This is a genomic window from Polynucleobacter paludilacus (assembly GCF_018687595.1).
GTDB classification, from domain to species: Bacteria; Pseudomonadota; Gammaproteobacteria; order Burkholderiales; family Burkholderiaceae; genus Polynucleobacter; species Polynucleobacter paludilacus.
This window is the reverse complement of the sequence record NZ_CP061298.1, coordinates 362,018-384,240: the sequence shown is the minus strand read 5'-3', so window position 1 is coordinate 384,240 and position 22,223 is coordinate 362,018. Positions and strand designations below refer to the sequence as shown.

Sequence of the window (22,223 nt, the reverse complement as noted above, 5' to 3'; positions counted from 1 at the left end):
CATCCCCTAATCAAAGCTTACTGAAGCAATCAGTTTAATAACCCAGTTATCGCTATTAGTGGTCACGCCTTTGCCAACACCCATGTTGAGTGCTGACTTGCCATATTTAGCATCCATAACCAAATAAGCGGTATGAGGCTGTTGATTGACGCTGTAAAGACTTTTATTCGGCAAGTTATCTGAGTAGTACTCCATGCCTACATCAAGCGCATGCGTTAATCCATAAGCCACTTTAGCTGATGGTGAAAATACAGCCGAGATATTGTTATTGAGAGTGACATCCAAGCTGGGGTTAATAGTAAAGCGCCAGTCTTGCAGCTGCAGAGCCAAGATGGGAGTGAATTCATAGAAGGTAGTTTCAGTACCACCCACATCCTTGATGTAATTGATTTCATTTTTGACACCGTAATGCCATAGCCCCTCTTCATCGTGGGTTGGGATATACATATAGCTGATCTTTCCACCATTGACGTAACTGACCCCGTTGTAATTGCTGAGATAGATATTGGCGCCAACTTCACTATCACGAGCAATTCCATACCCATACTCAAGCCGCGTCTGGAATACATCGGTTTTTAGACCCTGCGATGCTGGAGCTTGAAATAAATTTGTCTCGACTTCATAGGCAGAGTCTTGATATTCCGCAATCAGCTCATCATGCACTTTGATTTCAAAAGGTGCAGCCATAGCACTGAAACTTGCCAGAGCCAATAGAAGACTAAAAAGCCAATAATAAGTTGAGTAACATCTAGTAAAAACCATAATCAAATCTTGAAGGCGTAATGTTCATAAGGCTTTTTTCTTGTTTTATTCTTTTGGCTTTAGTTCATCCTCTTTGGATGGTGAGGGGTCGCTATTCTCAGCATTGATTCCAGGTGGCGTGAAGCTTGGTGGAGCCATCTTGCTGCCATTCCAAACTTGGCCACACCAGCACTCACCCTGCTGATTAATGATACAAACGCCTGATCCACAGCATCGATGATCTGGATTACTCATTTCTTATTTACCTTGTGAGCTTGTTGCAAGCCGAAGAGCCATAGGGCCGATAGTCCTAGAGATGGGATGACGAAAGCGAGCAAATAGTTGGTAACTCCCATTAAAGATGGGTCTTAAATAAGGTCGCGAGAATAGCCATACCAGCACAGGTAAGTTCGCTCTTTTGTAAGCCTGCAAGAAGACCTCAACACCATTGATGAGTTTGCCACTCTCGTATTGGGCATACATCGAGGCCAAAGCTATATCGCATGAAACGCCAACTTGACTTGGGTCATACTGTCGTGAATTGATATCTACAAAAGACAATAGGCCTGCTTGATTACGTTTACTTAAAAATAGGATCTCGGCCTGACACAGGGGACAAGTGCCATCATAAAATAAGGTGAGTTTTTCAAGCTGAATCATTTGAGCCTATATTAAGGCTTATTAATAAAGCCTGCTGACCACCCCCATTGCTACCATTAAGGATTCATGCCAATACTCAATCACCCCTTTAACGCGCTGGTCATCGGCTCTTCAGGATCGATTGGTTCTGCATTGATGGATCTATTACAGAATCACCCTCTGTGCGAAAAAGTGATTGGCATCCACCGCCAGTCGCTCCCATCAATCAACTATCAGGATGTAGATTCAATTGCTGATGCCGCAAATGGGCTTGCTTCCCAAGGACCTTTTCAGTTGATTATTAATAGCATCGGTGTTTTACATGGCGAGCACTTTAGCCCAGAAAAACGCTTAGACGATCTCACTGCTGATAGCTTCAGCACCCTTCTCAATACCAATACGGTTGGTCCGGCCCTCACTCTGAAACACTTTGTCAAACTGTTAGATCCGCAGCACAGCGTGATGGCGACACTTTCAGCTAAGGTCGGAAGCATTGAAGACAATCGACTTGGTGGCTGGTACAGCTACCGAGCTTCAAAAGCTGCCCTCAACATGATCATCAAGACAGCAGCGATTGAACTGGCACGTACCAAGCCCAATACCGCCCTAATTGCTTTGCATCCAGGCACAGTGCAGTCCCGACTATCAAAACCTTTTGGTGGCGAAGTAAAGGGAAGACCTGCGCTGGAGGCTGCTAGCGATATGTTGAATGTTCTTTTAGCTCTTGAGAAAAGCGACAGCGGTTCTTTCTTGAGCTATTCAGGTGAAAAGCTTCCCTGGTAGCATTTTCTAGTGACTCACTTTTGCTTGTATTGAGTGGGGCAATATGCTCTTGTAACCAGCTTGCTGCGCAAAGCCTGATGCTTAGTTGCTCGACCCGAAACGCGCTCTCGCCAAATCTTAAATGAAGTCCTTTTCAAAGATTTGCGCATGAGAACAATGACTTGTGACTCGGATAAGCCGAAGGATTGCTCAATCGCAGCAAAAGGAGTTCTATCCTCCCAGGCCATCTCTATTACGCGGGATAGGTCTTCAGGGCTTAAGGCGTGATTGATCGATTTCATGTTTAGCGTAGATTAGAACGAATCAAGCTCAATACATCATCGAAGAACATCTTCAATTTAGAGATCAAGATACCCAATAGATTAAATGTTATTTTCATTGCGTACGTGCCAAGGAAACAATCTGGCGATTCGGGATGGAGCTCAGCTGTTTTTTTAGAATCTTATAGATATCCAAATCAAACTCCGCTTCACCCTCAGTTGCTAACTCGTAGAGCTCAGCCTCATTCATTGCGGAGCCCAAGTAACACCAACGATCTACCACGTGCATTGCCTCTCCCTCCACAATGGCGATTGGGCCAGGATAGGGCCATATCTTCACTTTAAAGGCCTCAAGGGCAGTCATGAGTCGCAGATTATGAAGTTTGACCTCTTCTTGTCCCACACAGACCCCGTTGCATTGCTTTACATGGTATCCAAAGCAAGCTTTTTTAACGGCTGACTTTTCTAGTCCCAGCGTAAGCTCACAGAGCCGATGGCGCTTGGCTAAGGACTGAAGACATTGATGCGCTTCTCTCTTGCTGCAAAAGAGTCCGTATAGATTTTCTTGAACACCTGGTTGTAGATCGCGATGGCTGACCAAGACGGGGGTCATGACCCCATCATGATCCTGCAATTGCCAAGCGCATAAATCCTTAGAGCGCCTTAATTTGATATTTAGAGCAGGAAGTCGCTCCTTAATCAGTTGAGACTCCAGTAGCAAGGCTCCCATTTCTCCGCTAGTTTCAATCCAGTCAATATCTTTCACCTGCAAAGCCAGCTTCATCTCTTTACGATTCGTAAGGTTGCTATGAAAATGACTCAATACCCGAGTACGCATATTGATACTTTTACCAATATATAGAGGGGCTTTATTTTCTGCATAAAAAATATAAACACCCGGCTTATCCGGAATTTGATTAATTAATTCTTTATCAATATGGCTTGGCAAGCTCGCATTTGCGGTCAATACATCAATCGCGCCGAGTAATTTTTCCTTGCCAAATCTAGCTTCACAAACCTGCCAAAACTGATGTAATAGCTCTGCATCACCTAAGGCCCGATGTCGCGAGCTCACTTTGAGGTCATGCACCTGAATGAGCGTATCTAGATTATGTCTTTTTTGCTCAGGAAAGAGATGTCTAGAGAGCTTAACAGTGCAGAGCACCCTGGGCTTGAAATCGATTCCGATTCTTTTGAATGAGGCTTTGATGAAACCATAATCAAAACGGGCATTGTGTGCCACAAAAATCTTATCCTCGAGTTGACTATAGATCTCTTTAGCCAGCTCTGAAAACTCTGGTTGATTCTGAACCATCTGCGGAGAAATCCCCGTGAGCTGCTGGATATTATTCGGTATAAATACTTGTGGATTAAGCAGGCTTTCCCAAACTTCGATGCGATCCTCATAAAGTGTTTTGACGGCAATCTCAGTAATGCGGTCTCGCTCGAAATTGGAGCCCGTAGTTTCAATATCCACAAAGGCTAGCGCTGGATACGATTTACCGCTTCCCATCACGACTCAATGACCATTCAACAGGTATTGACCAAAACTAAAGACAGAGTTCGGGCCCCTGACTTGAGATTCAGGTTGAGTTGCAAATGCAATTCCACTTTCTTGGGCTTTAGGCTGAGATTGGCGTGGTCTACTCTGCTTAGTGACTGCTATCTTCTGTAACTTTGGGGCCTCAGTAATTTCGTTGAAGTCCGGAACCGCTTTCTGAATAGAAGCTTCGAAAGATATTCTGGCCAAACATTCCTGAATATATTTTTCGATACTCACTAAAACGTCATTCGTAAGCTCAGAAATCTTTGACTTCCCATAATTGAGATTTTTCAATCTTTGCATTAAATCATCCATGGGGAGAGTTGCAAGCTTTTCTGGGAGAAGATAACCCCCTCCCCGACCTTTTACGGACAGAACCAAACCAGCAGACTTTAAGTTTGCCAAAAAGACTTCAAGGCGACTTTTAGAAATATGCAGTCTTTTGCCAATTTCACTAGCTTGCACAGGCTGCATGAACGAAGAATGTGCAGCAATGTCGATCAGAGTATCAATTGACTTGCGAATAGTTTTGTTAATTTTTATGATCACAATCTCTAAATTATGAATCTATTCTCTCAATTTTGCTGAGGGCCATCCACCTCAAAGACCATCAAGAAAGAAAGCAATAAAAAACCACCCGAGGGTGGTTTTTTTACAATCTTAGACTAGGTAAGCCTTCCACTTCGATTGGCCAATGTTTTACTTCCTATTGGCACCATAAGTCTTATTAAGATAGTCCACAATGACAGGCACTTCCTCATCAGTAATGGGCGCCTTAAACACATTTTTCATTCTTAAGACCTGAGCATTCCAATATCCCGGCCCTGTGTTGGGTGGCTGGTACTCTGCATAGTGAGCCGAATGACAGGTTGAGCATTTCTGCAAAGTTAACTCATAGCCAGGCAAATCAGATGGTCTCCATAAAACCGTATCGGATGGCAGTTCAATCGTTTTAGCCTGAGCCATTGATGTGATTACGAAGAGGGAGAGAAGCAGAATCATTTTTTTCATCTATTTCTCCTTAAACGGCTGTGACTTTGACAGTCTCAACTACATTTCGCATATATCCAGCAGGCATCCACGAAGCAGTCATCGGTTGGATTTGTCCAGCATGGTTAAATGCCCTCACCCTGAGATTCAGGGTGCCCTTTTGTTTGGGCGTAAATTCAGTGCGCCATTCCCTGAAAGAGAAGCGCCCCAGATCTTGACCCAATCTGGCCTCGGTCCAGCTTTGACCATTGTCCTGCGAGAACAATACTTTCTTAATGCCATAGCCCGCATCAAAAGCAATGCCTCTAGCTTGAATAGGCTTGCCTACTGTGACAATGCTGCTATCAGTAAAGTTGGTTATGAAAGAACGGATTGTGAATTGATTAATGGGAATGGTTTTCGAAGGGGCCGTACCAGGCTCAACACAATTGCAATCATTATCCGGAATCCGATACGCTGGGTTCATCCAGTAACCGTTATAGACATCATCAACCACTTTGATTTCACTAAGATGCTTTACCCAATAAGTGCCATAGTAGCCAGGGACAATTAACTTGATTGGATAGCCATTTAAGAATGGAATATCTGTGCCATTCATTTGATAGGCAACCATCACATTGCCATCCATGGCGTGATCAATATCAAGACCTTTGACAAAATCTGAATCGCTTGGCAAAACTGGTTGGTCTAAGCCATTAAATGTCACCTGCTTAGCACCTCGACCAGGATTGGCAGCTTTGAGGATATCTTTTAAGGAAACGCCAACCCATGCAGCATTACCCATCGCACCATTGCCTAACTGACCTCCATTGACTCTAGGCTCAAATAAACCGCGACTATTACCAGAGCACTGATTTACTGCTACGATTCTTTGTGAGGGGAAATTCTTCTTGAGACTTTCCAGAGAGATCTCTAAGGGCTTCTCAACATTGCCACTGATACTTAATTTATATGTTGCAGGGTCAATCGAGGTTGGAATACCAGCCATGTGATAGCGCACAAAGAATTCATCATTGGGCGTAATCACATGATTGTCGTAATACTGAAATGGAGTCTCTAACTGAGGAGGGCGAGAAGTCAGCACAATCATGGGTTTCTTTTCAGGAAATGCCATCAACTCCCGCTCACCATAGGCGATCGGCAAATTCGTTCTCTCCGCCCCCCAAGCCCAAGATGGCAATAAAGACCCGGCTCCGCCTGCTAGTGCCGCTGTAATCACTTTACGTCGATTGCTAAAGTTTTCTGAATTCATAGATGCCTCCTCCACTCCGATGAATGACTCTCACTAGGATAACTATTTTTTGTGAATGCCCCATAAGGACAAACCCTTCGTAGGCGGCACATATTTAGGTTCAATGACAAATTGATGTCAAGATTGCCGCCCAATCAACTCATCATGCACTTTGATTTCAAAAGCAAGCCCTAGGCTAGCCAGTCAATGCTGAGCGGAAAGGCGTCGAGTTAAAACGAAAGTGGAGCTAGGTCTGCTAAAGCGCAAACATTCACTTACTCAACCCTGGTCTTGATCGAGGCTAAAACCTTGCTTAAGGCCACTGGTGCAATGGCATTCTGCCCCTTAAAGGGCTTATCGGTAATCACAAGCAAGGAAATTAATCCACCGTAGGCGATCGAGAGAATAGTCAGTCCAAAAATATAATGATCAGTGCGTGGGAAAAGTGCATTAAGACAAACCAGCGCCCCCAAACAGAGAAAAATTACCACCCAAAATAGTGGCGGCAGATGTTTTTCAGATCGATCGATTCGTGTCTCTCTACTTTCTGCTACTTCCTCAGACTTTTTAATAATGTCTGCGTAAAGTGCAACTTGTCTTTGCGTTGATGGATCCAGTTTGAAAACATTTTGAGATATGGAGCGCCAAAGCATATGGGTCTCTTTACTGCCCTGCTCTTCAGAGAGTTTTGGCCATTCAACCTGAATAACTGACTCAATGTATGCCCTTAATTGCGCACGTACTTCTAAAGCCTTGTCGCTGCCAAATCGCAACAGGAGTCTGTCGAGATTATTAATTCTTGCGGATTCGGTAGAGACAATGCCTTCAACTTCACGAAAATTGGTCTGAGCTTGGTTTAGCAAAAAACCAATGAGTAAACCGAGACTCGAGGCTATCGGCCCAAATAAAGATAAGCCTGATTTTGTACTCTCGTCTCCGGGTGCTAAAAAAGGAAGTAGTTGAAGTAGCTTAGGAAAGCCATCCATCGCAATCATAATCATGACTATAAAAAACAACATGATTGCAAGGTTTGAGAATCGATAGATAACACTGGGCATATTAGGCCTCACATCATAGGTAATTTAGTTTCTCGATCTTATCTGAAACCATAACTAGTCAGAAAATTTAAGGGGTCTGCCCAAGAAACTAGAGATTAAAACTATCTTGTCGAACCCATTTGCAATACAAAGCCACTCTCAGGTGGTCCTTCTTTTGGCATCAGATTAAAGCTTGAATTTACTTTAATATGCCCTACACTAATTGCATCCCTTCATTAACTAAACCCCCAAGGAAAAATGAGTCTAATTGAGAAATTACAGTGGCGCTATGCCACTAAAAAGATGGATCCTAGCAAAGTGGTTCCAGAAGATAAGCTGAACCAAATCCTGGAAGCTATCCGCCTAACGGCTAGCTCAAGCGGACTTCAGCCCTATGAAGTATTAGTGATCACCAACCCCGAGATTCGCACCGAGATCAGGGCTATTGCCAATGATCAAGCACAGATTACCGATTGCTCCCATTTATTAGTCTTTGCCGCATGGGATAACTACACAGCAGATCGCATCAATCAGGCATTTGATATGACTGAAGAGATTCGCAACCTGAAAACAGAATCTGGTACTGCTTATCGCCAGATGCTCTTGAAGAATTACCCAGCACGAGATCCTGAAGTCAATTTCACACATACTGCTAAGCAAGCCTATATTGGTCTGGGCACCGCCCTCATTGCAGCAGCTTATGAAGCGGTCGACAGCACACCAATGGAAGGCTTCGATCCTAAAGCCCTAGATGAAATTTTGGATCTGAAATCCCAAGGCTTACGCAGTGTTGTGATGCTAACCCTAGGTTATCGTAAGGCCGATGAAGATTGGTTAGTCAATCTCAAGAAGGTTCGTCGCGCTAAGGATCACTTTATCCGCTGGATTAAGTAAAGTAGTGCTGATTCAGCAAATAGCCACCCTCGGGTGGCTATTATTTTGGATCCTGATTCTGGTGTCGCTTGCCATTCCACAAAGTGGCCTTCCCTAAGGCTACATAGTTCAAGGCAATGATGGCAGCAAACCAAAGCACTTCAGATATAAAGAAGGTAGATTGATTACCGCTGCCATTTCGGTTATTGCTATCAACTGCAAATAAGATGACGCCCGCAACAAAAGAGAGCGTGGCAATGATGGTGAAAATATCAAATAGCTTGGCAAAAAATGGTTTCATGGTGTATTAAATCAAGCAATGAATTAACGACGACTAGATACCTCTTAATTGATCAATCTTTTGAAAATATTTCTTAGCAAAATTTAATACTTGACCATCAGTGGGATGATCCACCGTTTCAACACCGACAATTTTCTTGGCAATTGCAGAATCGTGCGCTACGGCATGTTTCTGTAATTCATTCTTGGCTGACCCTGGACCAACAATCAGGATCTCATGCACATCTTTCACAGCACTAATCACTTTATGAAAGAAAGCATGCTCATCGGGCGCATTACCGCTCCCGATTTCATTGGCCTTGTGATGCAGATGGGGATGAGTGCTGTCAGCTTTAATCATCTGATTCAAGCTAGCATCAAAATACAGCACATGGGCTTCTCTGTGATCCACCCAGATAACAACGTGATTTGCTGACATGCTTACCCCTTTAGTTTTGGACTATTAAGCAATTTTAATCGCCACTTCGCGTAATGCAATAGCTCGCAGAATCATGCCCTTTTCTTTTGGCTTAGTGCTCTTTTCCAGTAGGGTTTTTAATTGTGTCAAATTAAGCGGGTAAAGACGTGTTTTCCCAGTCTTCGTAAGCATAGGGTCGTTTTTTCTGTTTCTTTGATTTTGTCCAGCTGCCATGATTTGCCCTTGTGTAATGAAATGAATGAGCCAATCTGTGGATAGCCTCAACCCCAATAGAGGGCACGGAGTAGTGATTCACTTCAGATTAACACCCTTTGTTATAAATAAGTTTTATATTTATTCACTTTAAAAATACTCTTCACAGATAAAGCGATCCATAATGAATTTCATCCTAAACACATGGAGCATGTCATGAGCACAAAAATTGATATTGGTATTGATGAGAAAGATCGCAAAGCAATCGCAGAGGGTCTATCAAAACTTTTAGCTGATAGCTACACCCTCTACCTCATGACACACAACTTTCACTGGAATGTGACAGGCCCCATGTTCAATACCTTGCATTTGATGTTCATGACCCAATACACCGAGCAGTGGGCCGCATTAGATCTCATCGCTGAGCGTATTCGGGCATTGGGTGAACCCGCTCCAGCTACCTATCAGGAATACAGCAAACTCACTTCAATTGATGAGGTATCGGGCGTACCCAAGGCTATGGAAATGGTCAAACTTTTGGTTAAAGCCCAGGAAGCGACGTCTAAAACCGCTCGCAAGCTCTTCCCCTTGGTGGAAAAAGCCGGCGATCAACCCACCGCCGACCTACTAACCCAGCGTCAAAACATCCATGAGAAGACCGCTTGGATGCTCAGAAGCCTGTTGCAAGACTAATTCATCTACTAAAAAGCCCCTTATTTTCAGGGGCTTATCAATTTTGGCTGTGACAATGCTGTCATAATTATAGTTTTTAGCTATCAATATAAATAACTGATAGCTTCCATAAATATTATTCATTGGACGGCATGGCACCCTTCCCGCAGAATGGATCCCGTTGTAACTCATTTGTAAACCCTGAAAGGAACTCTATGTCCATTATTAATACCCAAGTTCAGCCATTTAAGACTGAAGCTTTCCACAACGGTAAGTTCGTTACCGTTTCTGACGAGAGCATCAAAGGCAAGTGGTCTGTATTCATTTTTATGCCAGCTGCTTTTACTTTCAACTGCCCTACTGAAATTGAAGATGCTGCTGATAGCTATGCTGAATTCCAAAAAATGGGTGCCGAAGTTTATATCATTACTACTGATACGCATTTCTCACACAAAGTGTGGCACGAAACTTCACCTGCAGTAGGTAAAGCGAAGTTCCCATTAGTTGGCGATCCAACCCATACTTTGACCAATGCATTTGGCGTGCACATTCCTGAAGCGGGTCTGGCATTGCGTGGCACCTTCATTATCAATCCAGAAGGCATCATCAAGACTGCAGAAATTCACTCTAACGAAATCGCTCGTGATGTTTCCGAGACAGTACGTAAGCTGAAAGCTGCTCAGTACACCGCTGCTCACCCAGGCGAAGTTTGCCCAGCGAAGTGGAAAGAAGGCGCAGCAACCTTGACACCATCTTTGGATCTCGTAGGCAAGATCTAAGTTTTAGTGTGTTGTAGTTAGTTGTTCTTTGTATTACCCAGTCAGACTCTCTTCGGAGAGTCTATTGGAGAGGATCAAAAGTCCTCTCCAATAGACTCACCAGCACCAATACCGTAAGGAAAGCACCATGTTAGATAGCAATATTCAAGCCCAGTTAAAGACCTATTTCGAGAGAATCGTCGATCCCATCGTTTTGACAGCGAGCCTGAATGACGATCCTAAATCTGCTGAAATGATCGAGCTCTTAAATGAAGTTGCGCAGCAGTCAGAAAAAATTACTGTCAATACTGATGGCAATGCTGAGCACAAGCCCAGCTTTACCGTAGCGAAGGCAGGAGATGCGGCACGCATTACCTTTGCCGGCTTGCCCATGGGCCATGAGATGACTTCTTTCATCTTGGCCATCCTGCAAGCAAGCGGCTATCCACCTAAAGTGGAAGAAGAGGTATTAAATAGCATCCGCGGTTTATCAGAGAAGATGCGCTTTCAGACCTTTATCTCCCTGTCTTGCCACAACTGCCCAGACGTAGTGCAGGCCCTCAATTTGATGGCTGCGCTCAATCCAAATATCGAACATGAAATGATCGACGGTGCACTTTATCAAGGCTTGGTGGATCAATACCAAATCATGGCTGTTCCAACCGTAACTCTCAATGGTGAAGTGTATGGCCAGGGTCGTATGACTGTTGAAGAGATCGTCGCCAAACTGGATACCGGCAATGCCAAGGAAGTTGCGAAGAAGTTGAGCGCTAAAGATGCATTTGATGTCTTGATTGTTGGCGGTGGTCCTGCAGGCTCTGCTGCCGCAATCTATTCAGCACGGAAGGGTATTCGGACGGGCATCATTGCTGAGCGCTTCGGTGGCCAGTTGATGGATACCCTCGGCATCGAGAACCTCATCTCGGTTAAAGAAACCGAAGGGCCCAAGCTCACGCAAGCTCTTGAGCAGAACGTCAAAAGCTATGATGTCGACATCATGAACTTACAGCGTGCAAAGGCGCTGCGTAAGACTGATGCAGGATTGGAAGTCGAGCTTGAGAATGGTGCGATCCTCAAAAGCAAATCCATGATCATTAGTACCGGCGCGCGCTGGAGATCGATGAATGTCCCGGGCGAAGATGAGTATCGCAATAAAGGTGTGGCCTACTGCCCTCACTGCGATGGTCCTTTATACAAAGGCAAGCGTGTCGCGGTGATCGGCGGCGGTAACTCAGGCGTAGAAGCTGCGATTGACTTGGCAGGCATTGTTAGCCACGTGACCCTGATTGAGTTTGATAGCAAATTGCGTGCAGATGCCGTACTACAAAATAAGCTTAATAGCTTGCCCAATGTCACAGTCTTGACTAGCGCACTCACCACCGAAGCGTTAGGTGATGGCAAGAAGATCAATGGCTTGCGCTATAAAGATCGCACCAATGAGAGCGAACATGTGATTGAGCTGGAAGGTATCTTTGTTCAGATTGGTTTGCTGCCCAATACCGATTGGCTCAAAGGCACGATTGATTTATCACCACGCGGTGAGATATTGATTAGCGATAAGGGCGAGACCTCAATGGCAGGCGTCTTTGCTGCGGGTGATTGCACTACCGTGCCTTACAAACAAATCATCATCTCGATGGGTGAAGGTGCCAAGGCTTCTTTAGGGGCATTTGATTACCTGATTCGCTCTTCTGTTCCAGAGCCTGAGTTAGCTGTCCACTAAATCTGAGGCTGTAGCCATTAGAAGAAGCCTAGCGATTGCTGGGCTTTTTCTTTTTACACGCCTCAGAGCAATACTTCACCTCCTCCCAATTCTTAGCCCAGGATTTTCTCCAAGTCATTTCTTTCTTGCACACCACGCAGATCTTGCTGGGTAGAAAGGATTTATTACCTTTAAAAGATGTGCTCATCGGATTGTTTATAGATCATCCAAGTGATTAAGAATGTGATCTGCGTGCAAGGTAATTTGTTTTTGATCCTCCGGGCTAATCTTGTTTAGATTAGCAGTCATCAATCGGGTACGCGGATTGCCATCAAATTGCTGGCGATGCTTAATCAAAAAATTCCAGTACAAATTGGTCACGGGGCATGCGGTTTCACCGAAGCGCACATCCGGCTTGTATTTGCAAGAGCCGCAGTAATTGCTCATGCGCTTGATATAAGCGCCACTAGCAATATAGGGCTTACTCGTAAAGCGCCCACCATTGGCAAATAATGCCATGCCAGCGGTGTTGGGCAATTCCACCCACTCGATCGCATCAACATACACCGCTAAGTACCAATCGCATACTGCAGCAGGCAAGATCTCCGCTAAGAGTCCAAAGTTACCGGTAACCATCAGGCGCTGAATATGATGAGCGTAGCCATACTCCATAGTCTGACCAATCGCATCCCTCATACAGTGCATTTGGGTGTCGCCGGTCCAATACCACTTGGGGAGTGAGCGCTGGTGATCATAAAAATTATCTTGGGCCATCTGTGGCATATCAAGGTAATACATACCCCTCACAAATTCACGCCAGCCCAAAATCTGACGAATAAAGCCTTCAATAGTCGAAAGATCCAGAGCGTATTTTTTCCAGGCCTTCAGAACAGCCTCAATAACTTCACGGGGATTAAGCAGCTTCAGATTTAATGCGCTGGATAGCAGGGAGTGCCAACCAAAAGGTGTATCCGTCCACATCGCATCCTGAAAAATACCGAAGTTGCGCAGTCGATACTCAACAAAATAATCGAGCGCTTTTAATGCTTGCTCACGACTCACAGGCCAATGGAATTGCTCCAATGAACCAGGGTGCTCCGGATAAGTTTGATTAACGTATTTGATGACTTCTTGCGTAATCGCATCGGGTTTAAATTCAGCAGGGGCATCAGTAATACCTGGGCCCTTTTTGGGGTAGGGCTTGCGGTTATCCTGATCAAAATTCCACTGCCCACCCTCAGGATTACCATCCGCATCTACCAAGATGGAATACTTTTTACGCATCAAGCGATAGAAGTATTCCAGACGCAATTCTTTTTTATTCGAAACCCACTCACGAAACTCCGCATGAGTACAAAAGAAATGCGTATCCTCTCGGATTTCTAACTGGATCTTGAGTTCCGTTGCCAAATCTTGAATGGCTTCTTTGAGACGCCATTCGCCAGGCTCAACGCATACCAAATGTTGAATCTGGTGTTTGGTCAGATGCTCTCGCAATACCTCTGTGATTGTATGGGGAGATTCTGAATAATATGTAAGGGGGTAATTTTGATCTTTGAGATTTTGCGCAAAGTGCCGCATCGCAGATAAAAATAAAGCGATTTTGGCTTTATGGGACCAAACATAGCTGGCCTCATTCTCTGACTCCACCATGATGATTTGATCATGCTGTGGATCAAATCCTTGTAGGGCTGCTCCGTTTAAATCGAGTTGATCCCCAAGAATGAGAACGAGTTTCTTATTGCTCTTCTTCAACAATAGCCCAGGTACTGTCACCCAACTTTTTGACTGCCATCAAATAAGACCAGTTATCCGGAATACCGCAACTCCAATTATTGGGCGCATTCTGAATCAGCATATTGACTGCGTTACGGCCATCGTAATAAAGGTAGTAGGTTTTGCCATGAATGGGATTAAAACCAAACTTGGCACAGTGAACCATTTCAGTGGCATCTAGCCTAGCTTGCAAGGCTCGCGCCTGCTTCATTAATACCTCTGCCTGCTCCATGATGCGGTCATACTCGAGCTTGGCATTTTGCCGAGCGACATTAACTGCCTTATCTTTCTCCTCAACTACCTTGATCGGAGCAAAGACAGGTGCCCCCACTTCCATGGGGTATTCGATGGCAGCGTGTCTTGCTGGGTCGGTATCTTCTATTCTCATTGGCAGGTCAGCTAGCTTTAATGGCTATTCTTTTTGCATTCTTGCAGCTTATCTGCACTTCTTTGCTGGAAATCGACCATCGAGTGATAGCCCATTTGGTAGCAAGGGCAGTGATGTCCCAAAATCCAGCGCGCTAATTTAATCCGAATTGTCTTAATCATTCCGTCTCTCCTGAAAGCCTCGAGGCTTTATATATCTACCTCAATTATGAAGCGAACCCACAATTCTTGCAGTAATGCCTACTTCAAGCAAATTTAGGCATTTTTTCTTACACTTAGACCATTCCAAACGACCCTTTAATTCACCGAAAGTCCTCATGACCAAAGAAGTTGCCCTCAATGTTCTAGGAGAGCCTCTAGTACCCTGCTCTTTTGACCCCTTAACAGGGTTCTTTCGGGATGGCTGCTGCAAGACCGATGAAAACGATCTTGGTAGACATTTAGTCTGCGCTGTTGTCACCAAAGCATTCTTGCAATTTAGTCTTGAAAAAGGCAATGATCTGATTACCCCAAGACCGGAATATCAGTTTCCTGGTCTAGTTCCAGGTGATCAATGGTGTTTGTGTATTAGTCGTTGGTCGGAGGCTCTAGCAGCCAACTGCGCCCCTCAAATTAAACTCGAGAGCACACATATCAATGCGCTAAAGACTGTGCCTCTAGATACCTTAAAGCAATTTGAAGCAAGTGAGTGAAAGCGCTGGGTAATACTTTCCAATAGAAAAATATGCTCGGCAAGATTCGTAAAAAAATGATCGCAGTTGATCTTGGCCCTATTAAAAAGGTCGAAACCTTCGTTTGCCCTGTTTGTGAAAGAGCAATCCCAAAGACCCAGATGGATGCCCATCACCTCATTCCCAAATCCAAAGGAGGTAAAGCAACTGAGTATCTGCATCGCATCTGCCATCGGCAAATACACGCCCTCTTTAGTGAAACAGAATTGGCTAGAGCGCTTAATACCGCTGAAGCTATCAGAGAACATCCCGATATGCAGAATTTTATTAAGTGGGTTAAGAGTAAGCCAGATGGCTTTTATCAAAGAACCTCAAAAAGCGACCGAATCAGAAAGTTGACCTAATTAACCTAGGCAGGATTTAATTTCTGCGATGATTTGAGGCATCTGATCCTGTCTGACAAACTGTCCTAGTTCAATATTTTGGTTCTCAGAGCTTAGTACAAAGATTTTGGGCTTATCCCTAGGTAGAAATACTTGGGTCCAACGACTATTGAGTTCGTATGTCTTTGTCTTGCTACCAATGAATTTAGTGATCTTCAGAACCGTACCATTGATCTGAATCTCTTCATAGTCGAGGGCATGGCGCGCGTAGATTAAAAAACCCAGTGTCAGTGCACACAACTCAATACAGGTAAAGATCATGATCACCCAGACACCTGCGAGCAAAAATCCTATCCCCACTAGTAGTGAGAAAAATACCAGCACAGCATAAAACTGAAAGAGCTGTTTCGGTGTCAGTGCGCAGTTACGCTGCATTCGCCAGGTTTTCATATTACGATTAGCAACTAGACTTTGAAGTATGCCCCGCAGATGCCATAAGCAGCACCCAACCATAGCCCGGCAATCACCAAGAGCGAAATCAGAAAGCCATAGCCTCGCTTGGCAGGATTCGTTTGATAGGCGATTGCATACCAAATGCGACTCACCAACCAAATCATGCCAGAATCTCCTGCACCCTTATCGCCAATGAAAATGGCGTATAGCCATAGCGCAGGCAAAAACATAAGCACATTTTCAATGGTGTTGAGCTGAATACGGTAGGCTCGCTCAAACATCTCATGACCAGTGGTGGCGGGAGCTTTAATTTGGTATTTACCGCGTGCTCGACCCACATTAAAAGTAACGCCAAACAATAAAGCCACAGTTAAAAGAGTAATGAATGCAGTGTAGAGATAAGCGTGCATAAAGTGCTCCTTAAAAAAGTAATCTTAGTGAAAGAAATAACCGTATACGGAAAGTAAGAGCTCTATAAAGATCAATATCAAAATGTAGATCTCCACCTTATGAGAGCTCGAGTAACGCATCGTCTCTAATAAGGTGGTTGCAGTTCTTCCAATCGTAGATAACTTATGCTCAATCAGTAAAGAACGCTCCGTCAGCTCATATTCATCTTCGAGACGGGCATGCAATAAGACCAGATCTGGATTCGTCAGCAAAGAATTAAAGCGATCGGTAACATCCCCACGATTCGCCATGCGCTGCTCAGCGAGCAACATGGTGCCAACGGTTTTCATGAGATTACGGGTATTGACTGAGAACGCACCGTCATCCACTAAGTCCAAGGCTAGTGGCTCAATCTTATCGAACTCACTACTGAGTCGACTCTCTAAAAAATCAATTTGATTGGATTTGGCTAAGATCTCTGCCACAATTTTGATGCGGTCCAAATCCGGTGTTTTTAAGTAAATATCATCCCCATCGGGACCTTCGGGATGCGCTGGATCAATCAAAATTCTGACAGAGTCTTCTAAGAAGTTGTCCATCATGCCAGAGCAAAATGGGCTTAGAAGTTCAAGCAACCACTCCCGATCACTCTCACTGGCGGCGAATAAGACAACACAGCCAAAGCGAAAAATGACTGCCGCGCCCGCCGAAGGTAGGCGTACCGTCAAGGGCGCCAATGAAATAACTGGTAGAGACTTCAGCTTCTTAGTCTCAATGTGATTGGCAATATTCAAAACCAATGCACTTAACTGCTTAGGCACGTCCAGTATTTGCCCCTGACTATCCGTCGCAGAACCAGCAGGCTGAATCGGTAAATGGAGATTTAAAGGCTTAGGCATGATCTAAATAATAGACCATAAATGAGCAAATGATTTACGGCGCCGCCTCTAAGGCATGCCATCCAAAACTCAGAAGGGGTAACAGATCTGAAGCAAAGCTGGCGACCTCTTTTAAGAGCGCTTTGGAGCAAATACTTGAGCGTGGTAATTGTTTGCGCACAATCCAGCCTTTAAGCTTGACAGCACTTTCCACTTCACTTGGAATATCTTCGATACCCCGAGGAATACGAGCCAGGCTATGGGAATAATCTAAGGCGTAGCCTTTTTTCTTCAAGGTCTTCTCAATTGCTAGCCAAGCCTGCGGATGATTCACAATTCCTAAACGTAATTTTTTGAGCACATGACTTTCAGGCTGTAGATATCCTGCCGCAACTCTGCTACCCAAAGGATCAAGACGAAAATATAAAACGCCTGATGAATGCTTATCACCAGTTCGTGTAAATAAGCCGCTGGCGTGCATATTGTAGGGATGCTTAGCATTGGAGAACCTGGCATCACGGTTAATCCGGTACAAGGATTTTTTGGGGTCTCCCCAGAGTGGAATATCTCTTTTTGCGAGTGCCTCAGAAAGTGCTTCAGTAAATGCTTTCATAGGTTCACGAACATACTGCTCATATTCTTCACGATGCTCAGCGAACCAGACACGATTTTGATTTTCAGTTAGCGCCTCTAAAAGCTGAAGCGCTTCGGGTTTGAAACCCAAAAATTGGGAAGTCATACCCGAGGCCCTGTTTTCATCAATGAATCAAGACTGCTGGCGATGCCGGTATAGCACCAGGCGATTTAGACAAGGTTAAGAACTGTGAAAGTAAGTTAATCACTATCGGTGAGTAGCCGTTAATTGGGTGATGGGGCAGAGCAAGCAACCAAGCAGAGAGCCCCCACTAAAACTAGGAGGCGATACTTAAAGCGAATCAATTTTTGGGAGATGGTTGACATAACAATATATTGACTATTTAAATTACGCTTAAAGGAACGACTCGGTATCGAGACCATACTAACAAATTTATTCGCTTAGAATATTTCTATGAGCGCAAACGACCCATCAAACCCCAGCCCAGAGACGCTTCAGCTTGAAATCCGCAAAATGGAGCCCAAGGATACTGAAGGCCTCGTGCAATGCGTCTATCGCTGCTATGGGTCAAGCTACCCCAACCCAATTCTGTATGACCCCCAAAAAATGGGTACCGCCCTCAATGAAGGACTACTACATTCGGTGATTGCACTTGACCCTAAGGGGGGCGAACTCATCGGTCATTGTGCTTTGAGCTTCGACGAGCCCGGTGACCCCATTCCTGAAGCCGGCAAGCTCTTGGTAGATCCTGGCTATCGCGGACACCACATCTCAGACCGGCTATCCAAAGTCAGACATCAGGAAGCAATCAAACTCGGGATCCCAGGGTATTGGTCTGCTTGTGTAACCAACCACCCCTTTAGTCAGGATGAAATCATTGCGACTGGCGGATATGAGACAGGCTTACTGATTAATGGGCAACCCAGTAGTGTTCATATGGAAGGTTTGAACAATATTGCCGAAGTGAGGCACTCACTCATTCCCTTCTTTATACCCTTGGTCAAAAATAAACCGCTTGAGGTCTTCTTACCCCAACATCATCATGCTTTTTTTGAGTCTCTCAATGCCAATTTGGGATTACCAAGGACAATAGGAGATTCTAGTACCAAGAATGCGCCAAGCAATAAAGGCAGTATCGCGGCATCTAGCACTCGTGCTGGCGCAGTTGAATATCTCCATATTCGGGTTGATGGCTACGATGTCATTGATGATGTTCGGGATCAGATTAAGCAGTCCGAATCGCTTCAAGCGCCTGTAATCTATATTGACATCCCAATTCATCATCCAGACTCAGTGAAGTTGATTGAAGGACTTGAGGACCTCGGGTTCTTCTGGGGAGCGTGGCTGCCCCACTTTGGCGCTGATGGCGATATCCTGCGCTTACAGAAGCTACTCGACTACAGAATGGATACCCAAGATATTGTCTGCGCGAGACCTGCAGGCGAAGCTTGCAAAGCCTATGTGTTAGCCGAGCAAAAGCGAGTGGGCTCAAGCCAAGACAATCCCTAAATAGCTCTAGCTACTGTTGGCAATGTTCATTACACTAATTAAATAGAATACCCGCCCATAAATGAACCTAGATCTCAATCTTCCCTTAAATTTGCCCCTCTTGCGCCTCTTGCTGGGCTTATCCGACCTTGGCCTCAGGCTAGCTTTAGTAGTGCTGGTGCTTTCTGTTTGTTTTGTGTTTTATTACCTATTTCAGGTTATTTTCCAAAGATATTTATTTAATCGGGATCACTCTGCCTACGCTGGCTATATCTATAACGCCATGGGCGTAGTGTTTAGTCTTGTCTTTGCATTCATTACTGTGCTGGTTTGGCAAAACTACAACAGCGTAAATGATGCCGTCACTAAAGAAGCAAGTAATTTAAATAATATTTATCGCCTGTACTCGGCATTTCCGCCTGAGATTGATAAGGCTGGTAAAGCTAATATTCGTGACTACACACACTCAATCATAGAGGAAGATTGGCCCCTCTTAAGCAAAGATCAATTTAGCATTGATAGTTATCAGAAGTTCCTGAAAATTGAGGGCAATATTATTCGCTATCAGCCTAAGACTGCTGGAGAAATTAATGCCCACCAACAGATGCTGCGCTTGATCACCGATTCTGCTGAGTTACGGAGAAGCCGTGTGTACAACGCCAAGTTCGCATTAGATCCTCCAGCATGGGTAGGCTTAGTAAGTAGCGCTCTTGTCTTTCTGTTTTTCTCCTGCTTATTTGAAATGAAGTCTCGAGAAATTCATTCAGTACTCATTCTATTTTTGGGGCTCACGATTGTTGGCGTCTTGTACTTTTTAGTTCTGTACATTCATCCATTCTTAGGGCCAATGGCGATACAGCCAACCCCCTTCCAAAACTTGCTGAACGTGACATGGGCATTTCCCTAGGACCCCTATTTTCTTTGGTAGCTATTCTCTAAGTTGTCCTGAAGAACATAAGCCGTTCCATTAGCCTCGAGATTGAGATCCTCTTTTAGGAATCGGGTTTGATAAGTCCACCCCTTTGGTAGCTTCAACTGCGCCCCCAGAGTGGGAAGATCTTTCATGGTCAACGTAGGATTCACAATTTGAGAATACGACTGCATGACATAGGTTTGACCCTCTGGTGAAACGAGTTCATACACTTCTTTTCCGGCTTGATAGATCCACTTGGTCTCTCGTGAAACAGGTGTTGCTTTGTAATGGCCTGATCTGAAAAGCTGCCAGAGATTAATATCAATGACTGCCCTCAAGTTCATTTCAACGCCACCAAAATTTTCTCGCTTATGATTTATAGTATCGGCACCGGAAGCCATAATGCCGTCGATAGTCCAGTAACGCGGGCCATTGAGTTTCACAAATGACGCTGAATGCCTATCAGTAATCGTTTTTTCTGTCACGCCCTTCCACAAATTCTCCGGACATTCATTGAGACCCTCGGTACTAAATACCTTGATCTTCAGGCTCAGCCAATCTCGGTTGCCATATAGAACTTCACAATAGCGCTCATTACGTAGATGGCTAACACTCACCTCGTACTTTGGAGTTTGTGCAAACGCATTCGTAGCCAATACTAAAAAACTTGTTGCAAGAAGATATGCTGAATTGAGTTTCATGCCGACCTTAAACCTAATGTAATTTGACAATCGAATCAGTACGACGGTGGATCAATCTACTGATCGTATCGAGGGTTACCTTCACCCAACCATGGAGCGCCAGCTGATGTAATTTATAGAGACTTAAATACATGAGTTTGGCAAAAAGGCCCTCTACCATCAAGCTGCCTCCGATCAAGCCTCCCATCATGCTACCCACACTGCTATATTCCCCCAAAGAAACGAGCGAGCCAAAATCACGATAGTGATAGGCTCTCAGCTGCTTACCAGCAATGATGCCTTCCATCTCTTTAAACATATGGGAGGCTTGTTGATGAGCAGCTTGCGCTCTGGGCGGCACGATCGTGCCAAGACCTGTTTTAGCTTCTGGCCAAGGACATGCTGCACAGTCACCCATCGCAAAAATATGGGGATCGCGCGTAGTTTGTAAAGTAGGTAGTACGACGAGTTGATTGCTATTATTAGTTTCAAGCCCACCAAAATCTTTTAAGAATGCGGGCGCCTTGACTCCTGCAGCCCAAACAATTAATTCAGCAGGAATTTCTGTGCCATTGGTAAGACAAATTTTCTGGGGTAGTATTTTTTCAACCTTAGCATTGGTCATTACCTCTACACCAAGATCACTCAATAGATTTTCTGCCGCATGAGAAATACGGTCTGAGAGTGCTGGCAAAATTCTGGGGGCGGCTTCAACCAAAATCACTTTGAGGTCTTTATTGGGATCCACACGATCTAAACCGTACGAGATCACTGCTCTAGTTGTACGATGCAATTCAGCGGCTAACTCCACCCCCGTAGCACCTGCACCAATAATGGCCACATGGAGCTGACCTGGTAGCAAAGGTGTAGTCTGGGTTTGAGCACGCAAGCAGGCATTGATCATCTTTAAATGAAAGCGCTTAGCATCGGTCTGTGACTCCAAACGGATAGTGTATTGCTCAACGCCCGGCGTACCAAAATCATTCGTGAGACTACCAATCGCAATGATGAGGGTGTCGTATGGAATCCATTGCTCCGGAGTAACCAGCTCACCTGACTCATCAATGAATGCCGAAATCTGAATTTTCTGCTGACTACGATCGATATTGACTAGCTCTCCTAGTCGGAATGAAAAATGATGCCAATGGGCTTGGGCAATATAGTCGAGCTCTTGATCACCCAGGTCCATACTGCCTGCAGCAATCTCGTGCAGCTTGGGCTTCCAGATATGCGTACGGTTGCGATCAACCAGGGTCACACTCACTTTTTTGCCGCTGCTATTGCGTGAGGCGTAACGATCACCTAGCTTGGTGGCCAGCTCTAAACCCCCCGCGCCGCCGCCAACGATGACAACCCGATGCATCTCACCCATTCATCAACTCCATTACGTTCTGACACATATTTTCTTGCTACCATTTAACCACTAAATCTCGGTCCAGCTATCCACAGAGTATATTAATAAAATCATTA

At 44.7% G+C, this 22,223-nt stretch carries 31 protein-coding genes; 9 read left to right on the top strand and 22 right to left on the bottom strand.

What is annotated here, in order from left to right:
• Positions 1 to 6 precede the first annotated feature (6 nt).
• The 3 genes from AOC06_RS02190 to AOC06_RS02180 form a co-directional block, all read right to left on the bottom strand.
• Positions 7 to 687, bottom strand: a complete 681-nt coding sequence (locus AOC06_RS02190) for a hypothetical protein (protein WP_215380866.1) — start codon at positions 685 to 687, stop codon at positions 7 to 9.
• A gap of 120 nt (positions 688 to 807) precedes the next feature.
• Entirely contained in the window at positions 808 to 996 is a 189-nt protein-coding gene (locus AOC06_RS02185; protein WP_215380864.1) for a hypothetical protein, read from the bottom strand.
• A 3-nt stretch (positions 997 to 999) separates the two neighbouring features.
• Complete coding sequence (locus AOC06_RS02180) at positions 1,000 to 1,401, bottom strand: thiol-disulfide oxidoreductase DCC family protein (RefSeq protein WP_215380862.1); 402 nt, start codon at positions 1,399 to 1,401, stop codon at positions 1,000 to 1,002.
• 66 nt (positions 1,402 to 1,467) lie between these two features.
• On the opposite strand from AOC06_RS02180, the gene AOC06_RS02175 reads away from it, so the two are divergent.
• Positions 1,468 to 2,163: an SDR family oxidoreductase gene (locus tag AOC06_RS02175; protein ID WP_215380860.1), complete on the top strand. Its 696-nt coding sequence runs from the start codon at positions 1,468 to 1,470 to the stop codon at positions 2,161 to 2,163.
• A 14-nt stretch (positions 2,164 to 2,177) separates the two neighbouring features.
• Here the strand turns inward: AOC06_RS02175 and AOC06_RS02170 are convergent, their stop codons facing one another.
• From AOC06_RS02170 to AOC06_RS02145, 6 genes are all read right to left on the bottom strand, one after another.
• Positions 2,178 to 2,444, bottom strand: coding sequence for a TIGR03643 family protein (locus AOC06_RS02170; RefSeq protein ID WP_215380857.1), 267 nt, complete (start codon positions 2,442 to 2,444; stop codon positions 2,178 to 2,180).
• A gap of 94 nt (positions 2,445 to 2,538) precedes the next feature.
• The gene (locus AOC06_RS02165) at positions 2,539 to 3,936 is read right to left on the bottom strand and encodes a 3'-5' exonuclease family protein (RefSeq protein WP_215380854.1); all 1,398 of its coding nucleotides are present in this window, start codon (positions 3,934 to 3,936) and stop codon (positions 2,539 to 2,541) included.
• Positions 3,937 to 3,942: 6 nt separating this feature from the next.
• Complete coding sequence (locus AOC06_RS02160) at positions 3,943 to 4,515, bottom strand: Rrf2 family transcriptional regulator (protein WP_215380851.1); 573 nt, start codon at positions 4,513 to 4,515, stop codon at positions 3,943 to 3,945.
• 150 nt (positions 4,516 to 4,665) lie between these two features.
• On the bottom strand, positions 4,666 to 4,977 hold the full coding sequence (sorB, locus tag AOC06_RS02155) for a SorB family sulfite dehydrogenase c-type cytochrome subunit (protein ID WP_215380848.1): 312 nt from the start codon (positions 4,975 to 4,977) through the stop codon (positions 4,666 to 4,668).
• A gap of 10 nt (positions 4,978 to 4,987) precedes the next feature.
• Positions 4,988 to 6,208: a SorA family sulfite dehydrogenase catalytic subunit gene (sorA, locus tag AOC06_RS02150; protein ID WP_215380844.1), complete on the bottom strand. Its 1,221-nt coding sequence runs from the start codon at positions 6,206 to 6,208 to the stop codon at positions 4,988 to 4,990.
• A gap of 254 nt (positions 6,209 to 6,462) precedes the next feature.
• Positions 6,463 to 7,206 (bottom strand): bestrophin-like domain, encoded by a 744-nt coding sequence (locus AOC06_RS02145; protein ID WP_215380841.1) that lies wholly within the window; start codon positions 7,204 to 7,206, stop codon positions 6,463 to 6,465.
• Between the two features lie 276 nt (positions 7,207 to 7,482).
• On the opposite strand from AOC06_RS02145, the gene AOC06_RS02140 reads away from it, so the two are divergent.
• Positions 7,483 to 8,118 (top strand): NAD(P)H-dependent oxidoreductase, encoded by a 636-nt coding sequence (locus tag AOC06_RS02140; RefSeq protein ID WP_215380839.1) that lies wholly within the window; start codon positions 7,483 to 7,485, stop codon positions 8,116 to 8,118.
• Between the two features lie 40 nt (positions 8,119 to 8,158).
• Here the strand turns inward: AOC06_RS02140 and AOC06_RS02135 are convergent, their stop codons facing one another.
• The 3 genes from AOC06_RS02135 to AOC06_RS02125 are packed head-to-tail and all read right to left on the bottom strand — an operon-like array spanning position 8,159 to position 9,028.
• A complete protein-coding gene (locus AOC06_RS02135) occupies positions 8,159 to 8,398 on the bottom strand; it encodes a hypothetical protein (RefSeq protein ID WP_112203202.1) in 240 nt (79 codons plus the stop codon).
• A gap of 33 nt (positions 8,399 to 8,431) precedes the next feature.
• Positions 8,432 to 8,815: a translational machinery protein gene (locus tag AOC06_RS02130; protein ID WP_215380836.1), complete on the bottom strand. Its 384-nt coding sequence runs from the start codon at positions 8,813 to 8,815 to the stop codon at positions 8,432 to 8,434.
• 24 nt (positions 8,816 to 8,839) lie between these two features.
• Entirely contained in the window at positions 8,840 to 9,028 is a 189-nt protein-coding gene (locus tag AOC06_RS02125; RefSeq protein WP_112203198.1) for a hypothetical protein, read from the bottom strand.
• A gap of 195 nt (positions 9,029 to 9,223) precedes the next feature.
• Between AOC06_RS02125 and AOC06_RS02120 the strand changes: the two genes are divergently transcribed.
• From AOC06_RS02120 to ahpF, 3 genes are all read left to right on the top strand, one after another.
• Entirely contained in the window at positions 9,224 to 9,700 is a 477-nt protein-coding gene (locus AOC06_RS02120) for a Dps family protein (RefSeq protein WP_215380835.1), read from the top strand.
• A 194-nt stretch (positions 9,701 to 9,894) separates the two neighbouring features.
• The gene (gene ahpC, locus AOC06_RS02115) at positions 9,895 to 10,458 is read left to right on the top strand and encodes an alkyl hydroperoxide reductase subunit C (protein ID WP_215335167.1); all 564 of its coding nucleotides are present in this window, start codon (positions 9,895 to 9,897) and stop codon (positions 10,456 to 10,458) included.
• A gap of 127 nt (positions 10,459 to 10,585) precedes the next feature.
• Positions 10,586 to 12,160, top strand: coding sequence for an alkyl hydroperoxide reductase subunit F (gene ahpF, locus AOC06_RS02110; protein WP_215380832.1), 1,575 nt, complete (start codon positions 10,586 to 10,588; stop codon positions 12,158 to 12,160).
• Positions 12,161 to 12,188: 28 nt separating this feature from the next.
• Here the strand turns inward: ahpF and AOC06_RS02105 are convergent, their stop codons facing one another.
• The 4 genes from AOC06_RS02105 to AOC06_RS02090 are packed head-to-tail and all read right to left on the bottom strand — an operon-like array spanning position 12,189 to position 14,464.
• Positions 12,189 to 12,347, bottom strand: coding sequence for a DUF2256 domain-containing protein (locus tag AOC06_RS02105; protein ID WP_215380830.1), 159 nt, complete (start codon positions 12,345 to 12,347; stop codon positions 12,189 to 12,191).
• 8 nt (positions 12,348 to 12,355) lie between these two features.
• Positions 12,356 to 13,894: a cryptochrome/photolyase family protein gene (locus AOC06_RS02100; protein WP_215380828.1), complete on the bottom strand. Its 1,539-nt coding sequence runs from the start codon at positions 13,892 to 13,894 to the stop codon at positions 12,356 to 12,358.
• Positions 13,878 to 14,303 carry a DUF2452 domain-containing protein gene (locus AOC06_RS02095; protein WP_112208888.1) on the bottom strand — a complete coding sequence of 142 codons (426 nt, stop codon included), beginning with the start codon at positions 14,301 to 14,303 and terminating at the stop codon, positions 13,878 to 13,880. Before AOC06_RS02095 ends, AOC06_RS02100 begins: the two co-directional genes overlap by 17 nt.
• A gap of 17 nt (positions 14,304 to 14,320) precedes the next feature.
• Positions 14,321 to 14,464: a hypothetical protein gene (locus tag AOC06_RS02090; protein WP_215335156.1), complete on the bottom strand. Its 144-nt coding sequence runs from the start codon at positions 14,462 to 14,464 to the stop codon at positions 14,321 to 14,323.
• 155 nt (positions 14,465 to 14,619) lie between these two features.
• Here AOC06_RS02090 and AOC06_RS02085 point away from each other — a divergent pair, with 155 nt between their 5' ends.
• Together AOC06_RS02085 and AOC06_RS02080 are read left to right on the top strand one after the other, a co-directional pair.
• Positions 14,620 to 14,994, top strand: coding sequence for a DUF2237 family protein (locus tag AOC06_RS02085; RefSeq protein ID WP_215370878.1), 375 nt, complete (start codon positions 14,620 to 14,622; stop codon positions 14,992 to 14,994).
• A gap of 32 nt (positions 14,995 to 15,026) precedes the next feature.
• Entirely contained in the window at positions 15,027 to 15,377 is a 351-nt protein-coding gene (locus AOC06_RS02080) for an HNH endonuclease (protein WP_215380827.1), read from the top strand.
• On the opposite strand, the gene AOC06_RS02075 is transcribed toward AOC06_RS02080, so the two are convergent.
• The 4 genes from AOC06_RS02075 to AOC06_RS02060 are packed head-to-tail and all read right to left on the bottom strand — an operon-like array spanning position 15,378 to position 17,816.
• Positions 15,378 to 15,806, bottom strand: a complete 429-nt coding sequence (locus AOC06_RS02075) for a DUF2244 domain-containing protein (protein ID WP_215380825.1) — start codon at positions 15,804 to 15,806, stop codon at positions 15,378 to 15,380. It lies immediately after the preceding gene.
• 14 nt (positions 15,807 to 15,820) lie between these two features.
• On the bottom strand, positions 15,821 to 16,219 hold the full coding sequence (locus AOC06_RS02070) for an MAPEG family protein (protein ID WP_215272175.1): 399 nt from the start codon (positions 16,217 to 16,219) through the stop codon (positions 15,821 to 15,823).
• Positions 16,220 to 16,243: 24 nt separating this feature from the next.
• Positions 16,244 to 17,098, bottom strand: a complete 855-nt coding sequence (locus tag AOC06_RS02065) for an RMD1 family protein (protein WP_215272174.1) — start codon at positions 17,096 to 17,098, stop codon at positions 16,244 to 16,246.
• A gap of 34 nt (positions 17,099 to 17,132) precedes the next feature.
• Positions 17,133 to 17,816 (bottom strand): DUF2461 domain-containing protein, encoded by a 684-nt coding sequence (locus tag AOC06_RS02060; RefSeq protein ID WP_215380823.1) that lies wholly within the window; start codon positions 17,814 to 17,816, stop codon positions 17,133 to 17,135.
• Positions 17,817 to 18,125: 309 nt separating this feature from the next.
• Between AOC06_RS02060 and AOC06_RS02055 the strand changes: the two genes are divergently transcribed.
• Complete coding sequence (locus AOC06_RS02055; protein ID WP_215380820.1) at positions 18,126 to 19,181, top strand: GNAT family N-acetyltransferase; 1,056 nt, start codon at positions 18,126 to 18,128, stop codon at positions 19,179 to 19,181.
• Positions 19,182 to 19,242: 61 nt separating this feature from the next.
• A complete protein-coding gene (locus AOC06_RS02050) occupies positions 19,243 to 20,067 on the top strand; it encodes a bestrophin-like domain (protein ID WP_215380817.1) in 825 nt (274 codons plus the stop codon).
• A gap of 5 nt (positions 20,068 to 20,072) precedes the next feature.
• On the opposite strand, the gene AOC06_RS02045 is transcribed toward AOC06_RS02050, so the two are convergent.
• Both AOC06_RS02045 and AOC06_RS02040 read right to left on the bottom strand, forming a co-directional pair.
• A complete protein-coding gene (locus tag AOC06_RS02045) occupies positions 20,073 to 20,774 on the bottom strand; it encodes a hypothetical protein (RefSeq protein WP_215370855.1) in 702 nt (233 codons plus the stop codon).
• 13 nt (positions 20,775 to 20,787) lie between these two features.
• Positions 20,788 to 22,125: an NAD(P)/FAD-dependent oxidoreductase gene (locus AOC06_RS02040; protein WP_255880010.1), complete on the bottom strand. Its 1,338-nt coding sequence runs from the start codon at positions 22,123 to 22,125 to the stop codon at positions 20,788 to 20,790.
• Between the last annotated feature and the right edge of the window lie 98 nt (positions 22,126 to 22,223).

Excerpts from the sequence above, each read along its gene's own strand:
- AOC06_RS02170 (WP_215380857.1), bottom strand. The coding sequence starts at position 2,444 with ATGAAATCGATCAATCACGCCTTAAGCCCTGAAGACCTATCCCGCGTA.
- AOC06_RS02140 (WP_215380839.1), top strand. The coding sequence starts at position 7,483 with ATGAGTCTAATTGAGAAATTACAGTGGCGCTATGCCACTAAAAAGATG.
- AOC06_RS02070 (WP_215272175.1), bottom strand. The coding sequence starts at position 16,219 with ATGCACGCTTATCTCTACACTGCATTCATTACTCTTTTAACTGTGGCT.
- ahpC (WP_215335167.1), top strand. The coding sequence starts at position 9,895 with ATGTCCATTATTAATACCCAAGTTCAGCCATTTAAGACTGAAGCTTTC.
- AOC06_RS02130 (WP_215380836.1), bottom strand. The coding sequence starts at position 8,815 with ATGTCAGCAAATCACGTTGTTATCTGGGTGGATCACAGAGAAGCCCAT.
- AOC06_RS02080 (WP_215380827.1), top strand. The coding sequence starts at position 15,027 with ATGCTCGGCAAGATTCGTAAAAAAATGATCGCAGTTGATCTTGGCCCT.
- AOC06_RS02190 (WP_215380866.1), bottom strand. The coding sequence starts at position 687 with ATGGCTGCACCTTTTGAAATCAAAGTGCATGATGAGCTGATTGCGGAA.
- AOC06_RS02055 (WP_215380820.1), top strand. The coding sequence starts at position 18,126 with ATGAGCGCAAACGACCCATCAAACCCCAGCCCAGAGACGCTTCAGCTT.
- AOC06_RS02125 (WP_112203198.1), bottom strand. The coding sequence starts at position 9,028 with ATGGCAGCTGGACAAAATCAAAGAAACAGAAAAAACGACCCTATGCTT.
- AOC06_RS02045 (WP_215370855.1), bottom strand. The coding sequence starts at position 20,774 with ATGAAACTCAATTCAGCATATCTTCTTGCAACAAGTTTTTTAGTATTG.
- AOC06_RS02185 (WP_215380864.1), bottom strand. The coding sequence starts at position 996 with ATGAGTAATCCAGATCATCGATGCTGTGGATCAGGCGTTTGTATCATT.
- AOC06_RS02120 (WP_215380835.1), top strand. The coding sequence starts at position 9,224 with ATGAGCACAAAAATTGATATTGGTATTGATGAGAAAGATCGCAAAGCA.
- sorA (WP_215380844.1), bottom strand. The coding sequence starts at position 6,208 with ATGAATTCAGAAAACTTTAGCAATCGACGTAAAGTGATTACAGCGGCA.
- AOC06_RS02075 (WP_215380825.1), bottom strand. The coding sequence starts at position 15,806 with ATGAAAACCTGGCGAATGCAGCGTAACTGCGCACTGACACCGAAACAG.
- AOC06_RS02095 (WP_112208888.1), bottom strand. The coding sequence starts at position 14,303 with ATGAGAATAGAAGATACCGACCCAGCAAGACACGCTGCCATCGAATAC.
- AOC06_RS02040 (WP_255880010.1), bottom strand. The coding sequence starts at position 22,125 with ATGGGTGAGATGCATCGGGTTGTCATCGTTGGCGGCGGCGCGGGGGGT.
- AOC06_RS02175 (WP_215380860.1), top strand. The coding sequence starts at position 1,468 with ATGCCAATACTCAATCACCCCTTTAACGCGCTGGTCATCGGCTCTTCA.
- AOC06_RS02165 (WP_215380854.1), bottom strand. The coding sequence starts at position 3,936 with ATGGGAAGCGGTAAATCGTATCCAGCGCTAGCCTTTGTGGATATTGAA.
- AOC06_RS02105 (WP_215380830.1), bottom strand. The coding sequence starts at position 12,347 with ATGAGCACATCTTTTAAAGGTAATAAATCCTTTCTACCCAGCAAGATC.
- sorB (WP_215380848.1), bottom strand. The coding sequence starts at position 4,977 with ATGAAAAAAATGATTCTGCTTCTCTCCCTCTTCGTAATCACATCAATG.
- AOC06_RS02065 (WP_215272174.1), bottom strand. The coding sequence starts at position 17,098 with ATGCCTAAGCCTTTAAATCTCCATTTACCGATTCAGCCTGCTGGTTCT.
- AOC06_RS02060 (WP_215380823.1), bottom strand. The coding sequence starts at position 17,816 with ATGACTTCCCAATTTTTGGGTTTCAAACCCGAAGCGCTTCAGCTTTTA.
- AOC06_RS02085 (WP_215370878.1), top strand. The coding sequence starts at position 14,620 with ATGACCAAAGAAGTTGCCCTCAATGTTCTAGGAGAGCCTCTAGTACCC.
- AOC06_RS02050 (WP_215380817.1), top strand. The coding sequence starts at position 19,243 with ATGAACCTAGATCTCAATCTTCCCTTAAATTTGCCCCTCTTGCGCCTC.
- AOC06_RS02090 (WP_215335156.1), bottom strand. The coding sequence starts at position 14,464 with ATGATTAAGACAATTCGGATTAAATTAGCGCGCTGGATTTTGGGACAT.
- AOC06_RS02145 (WP_215380841.1), bottom strand. The coding sequence starts at position 7,206 with ATGTTGTTTTTTATAGTCATGATTATGATTGCGATGGATGGCTTTCCT.
- AOC06_RS02180 (WP_215380862.1), bottom strand. The coding sequence starts at position 1,401 with ATGATTCAGCTTGAAAAACTCACCTTATTTTATGATGGCACTTGTCCC.
- ahpF (WP_215380832.1), top strand. The coding sequence starts at position 10,586 with ATGTTAGATAGCAATATTCAAGCCCAGTTAAAGACCTATTTCGAGAGA.
- AOC06_RS02135 (WP_112203202.1), bottom strand. The coding sequence starts at position 8,398 with ATGAAACCATTTTTTGCCAAGCTATTTGATATTTTCACCATCATTGCC.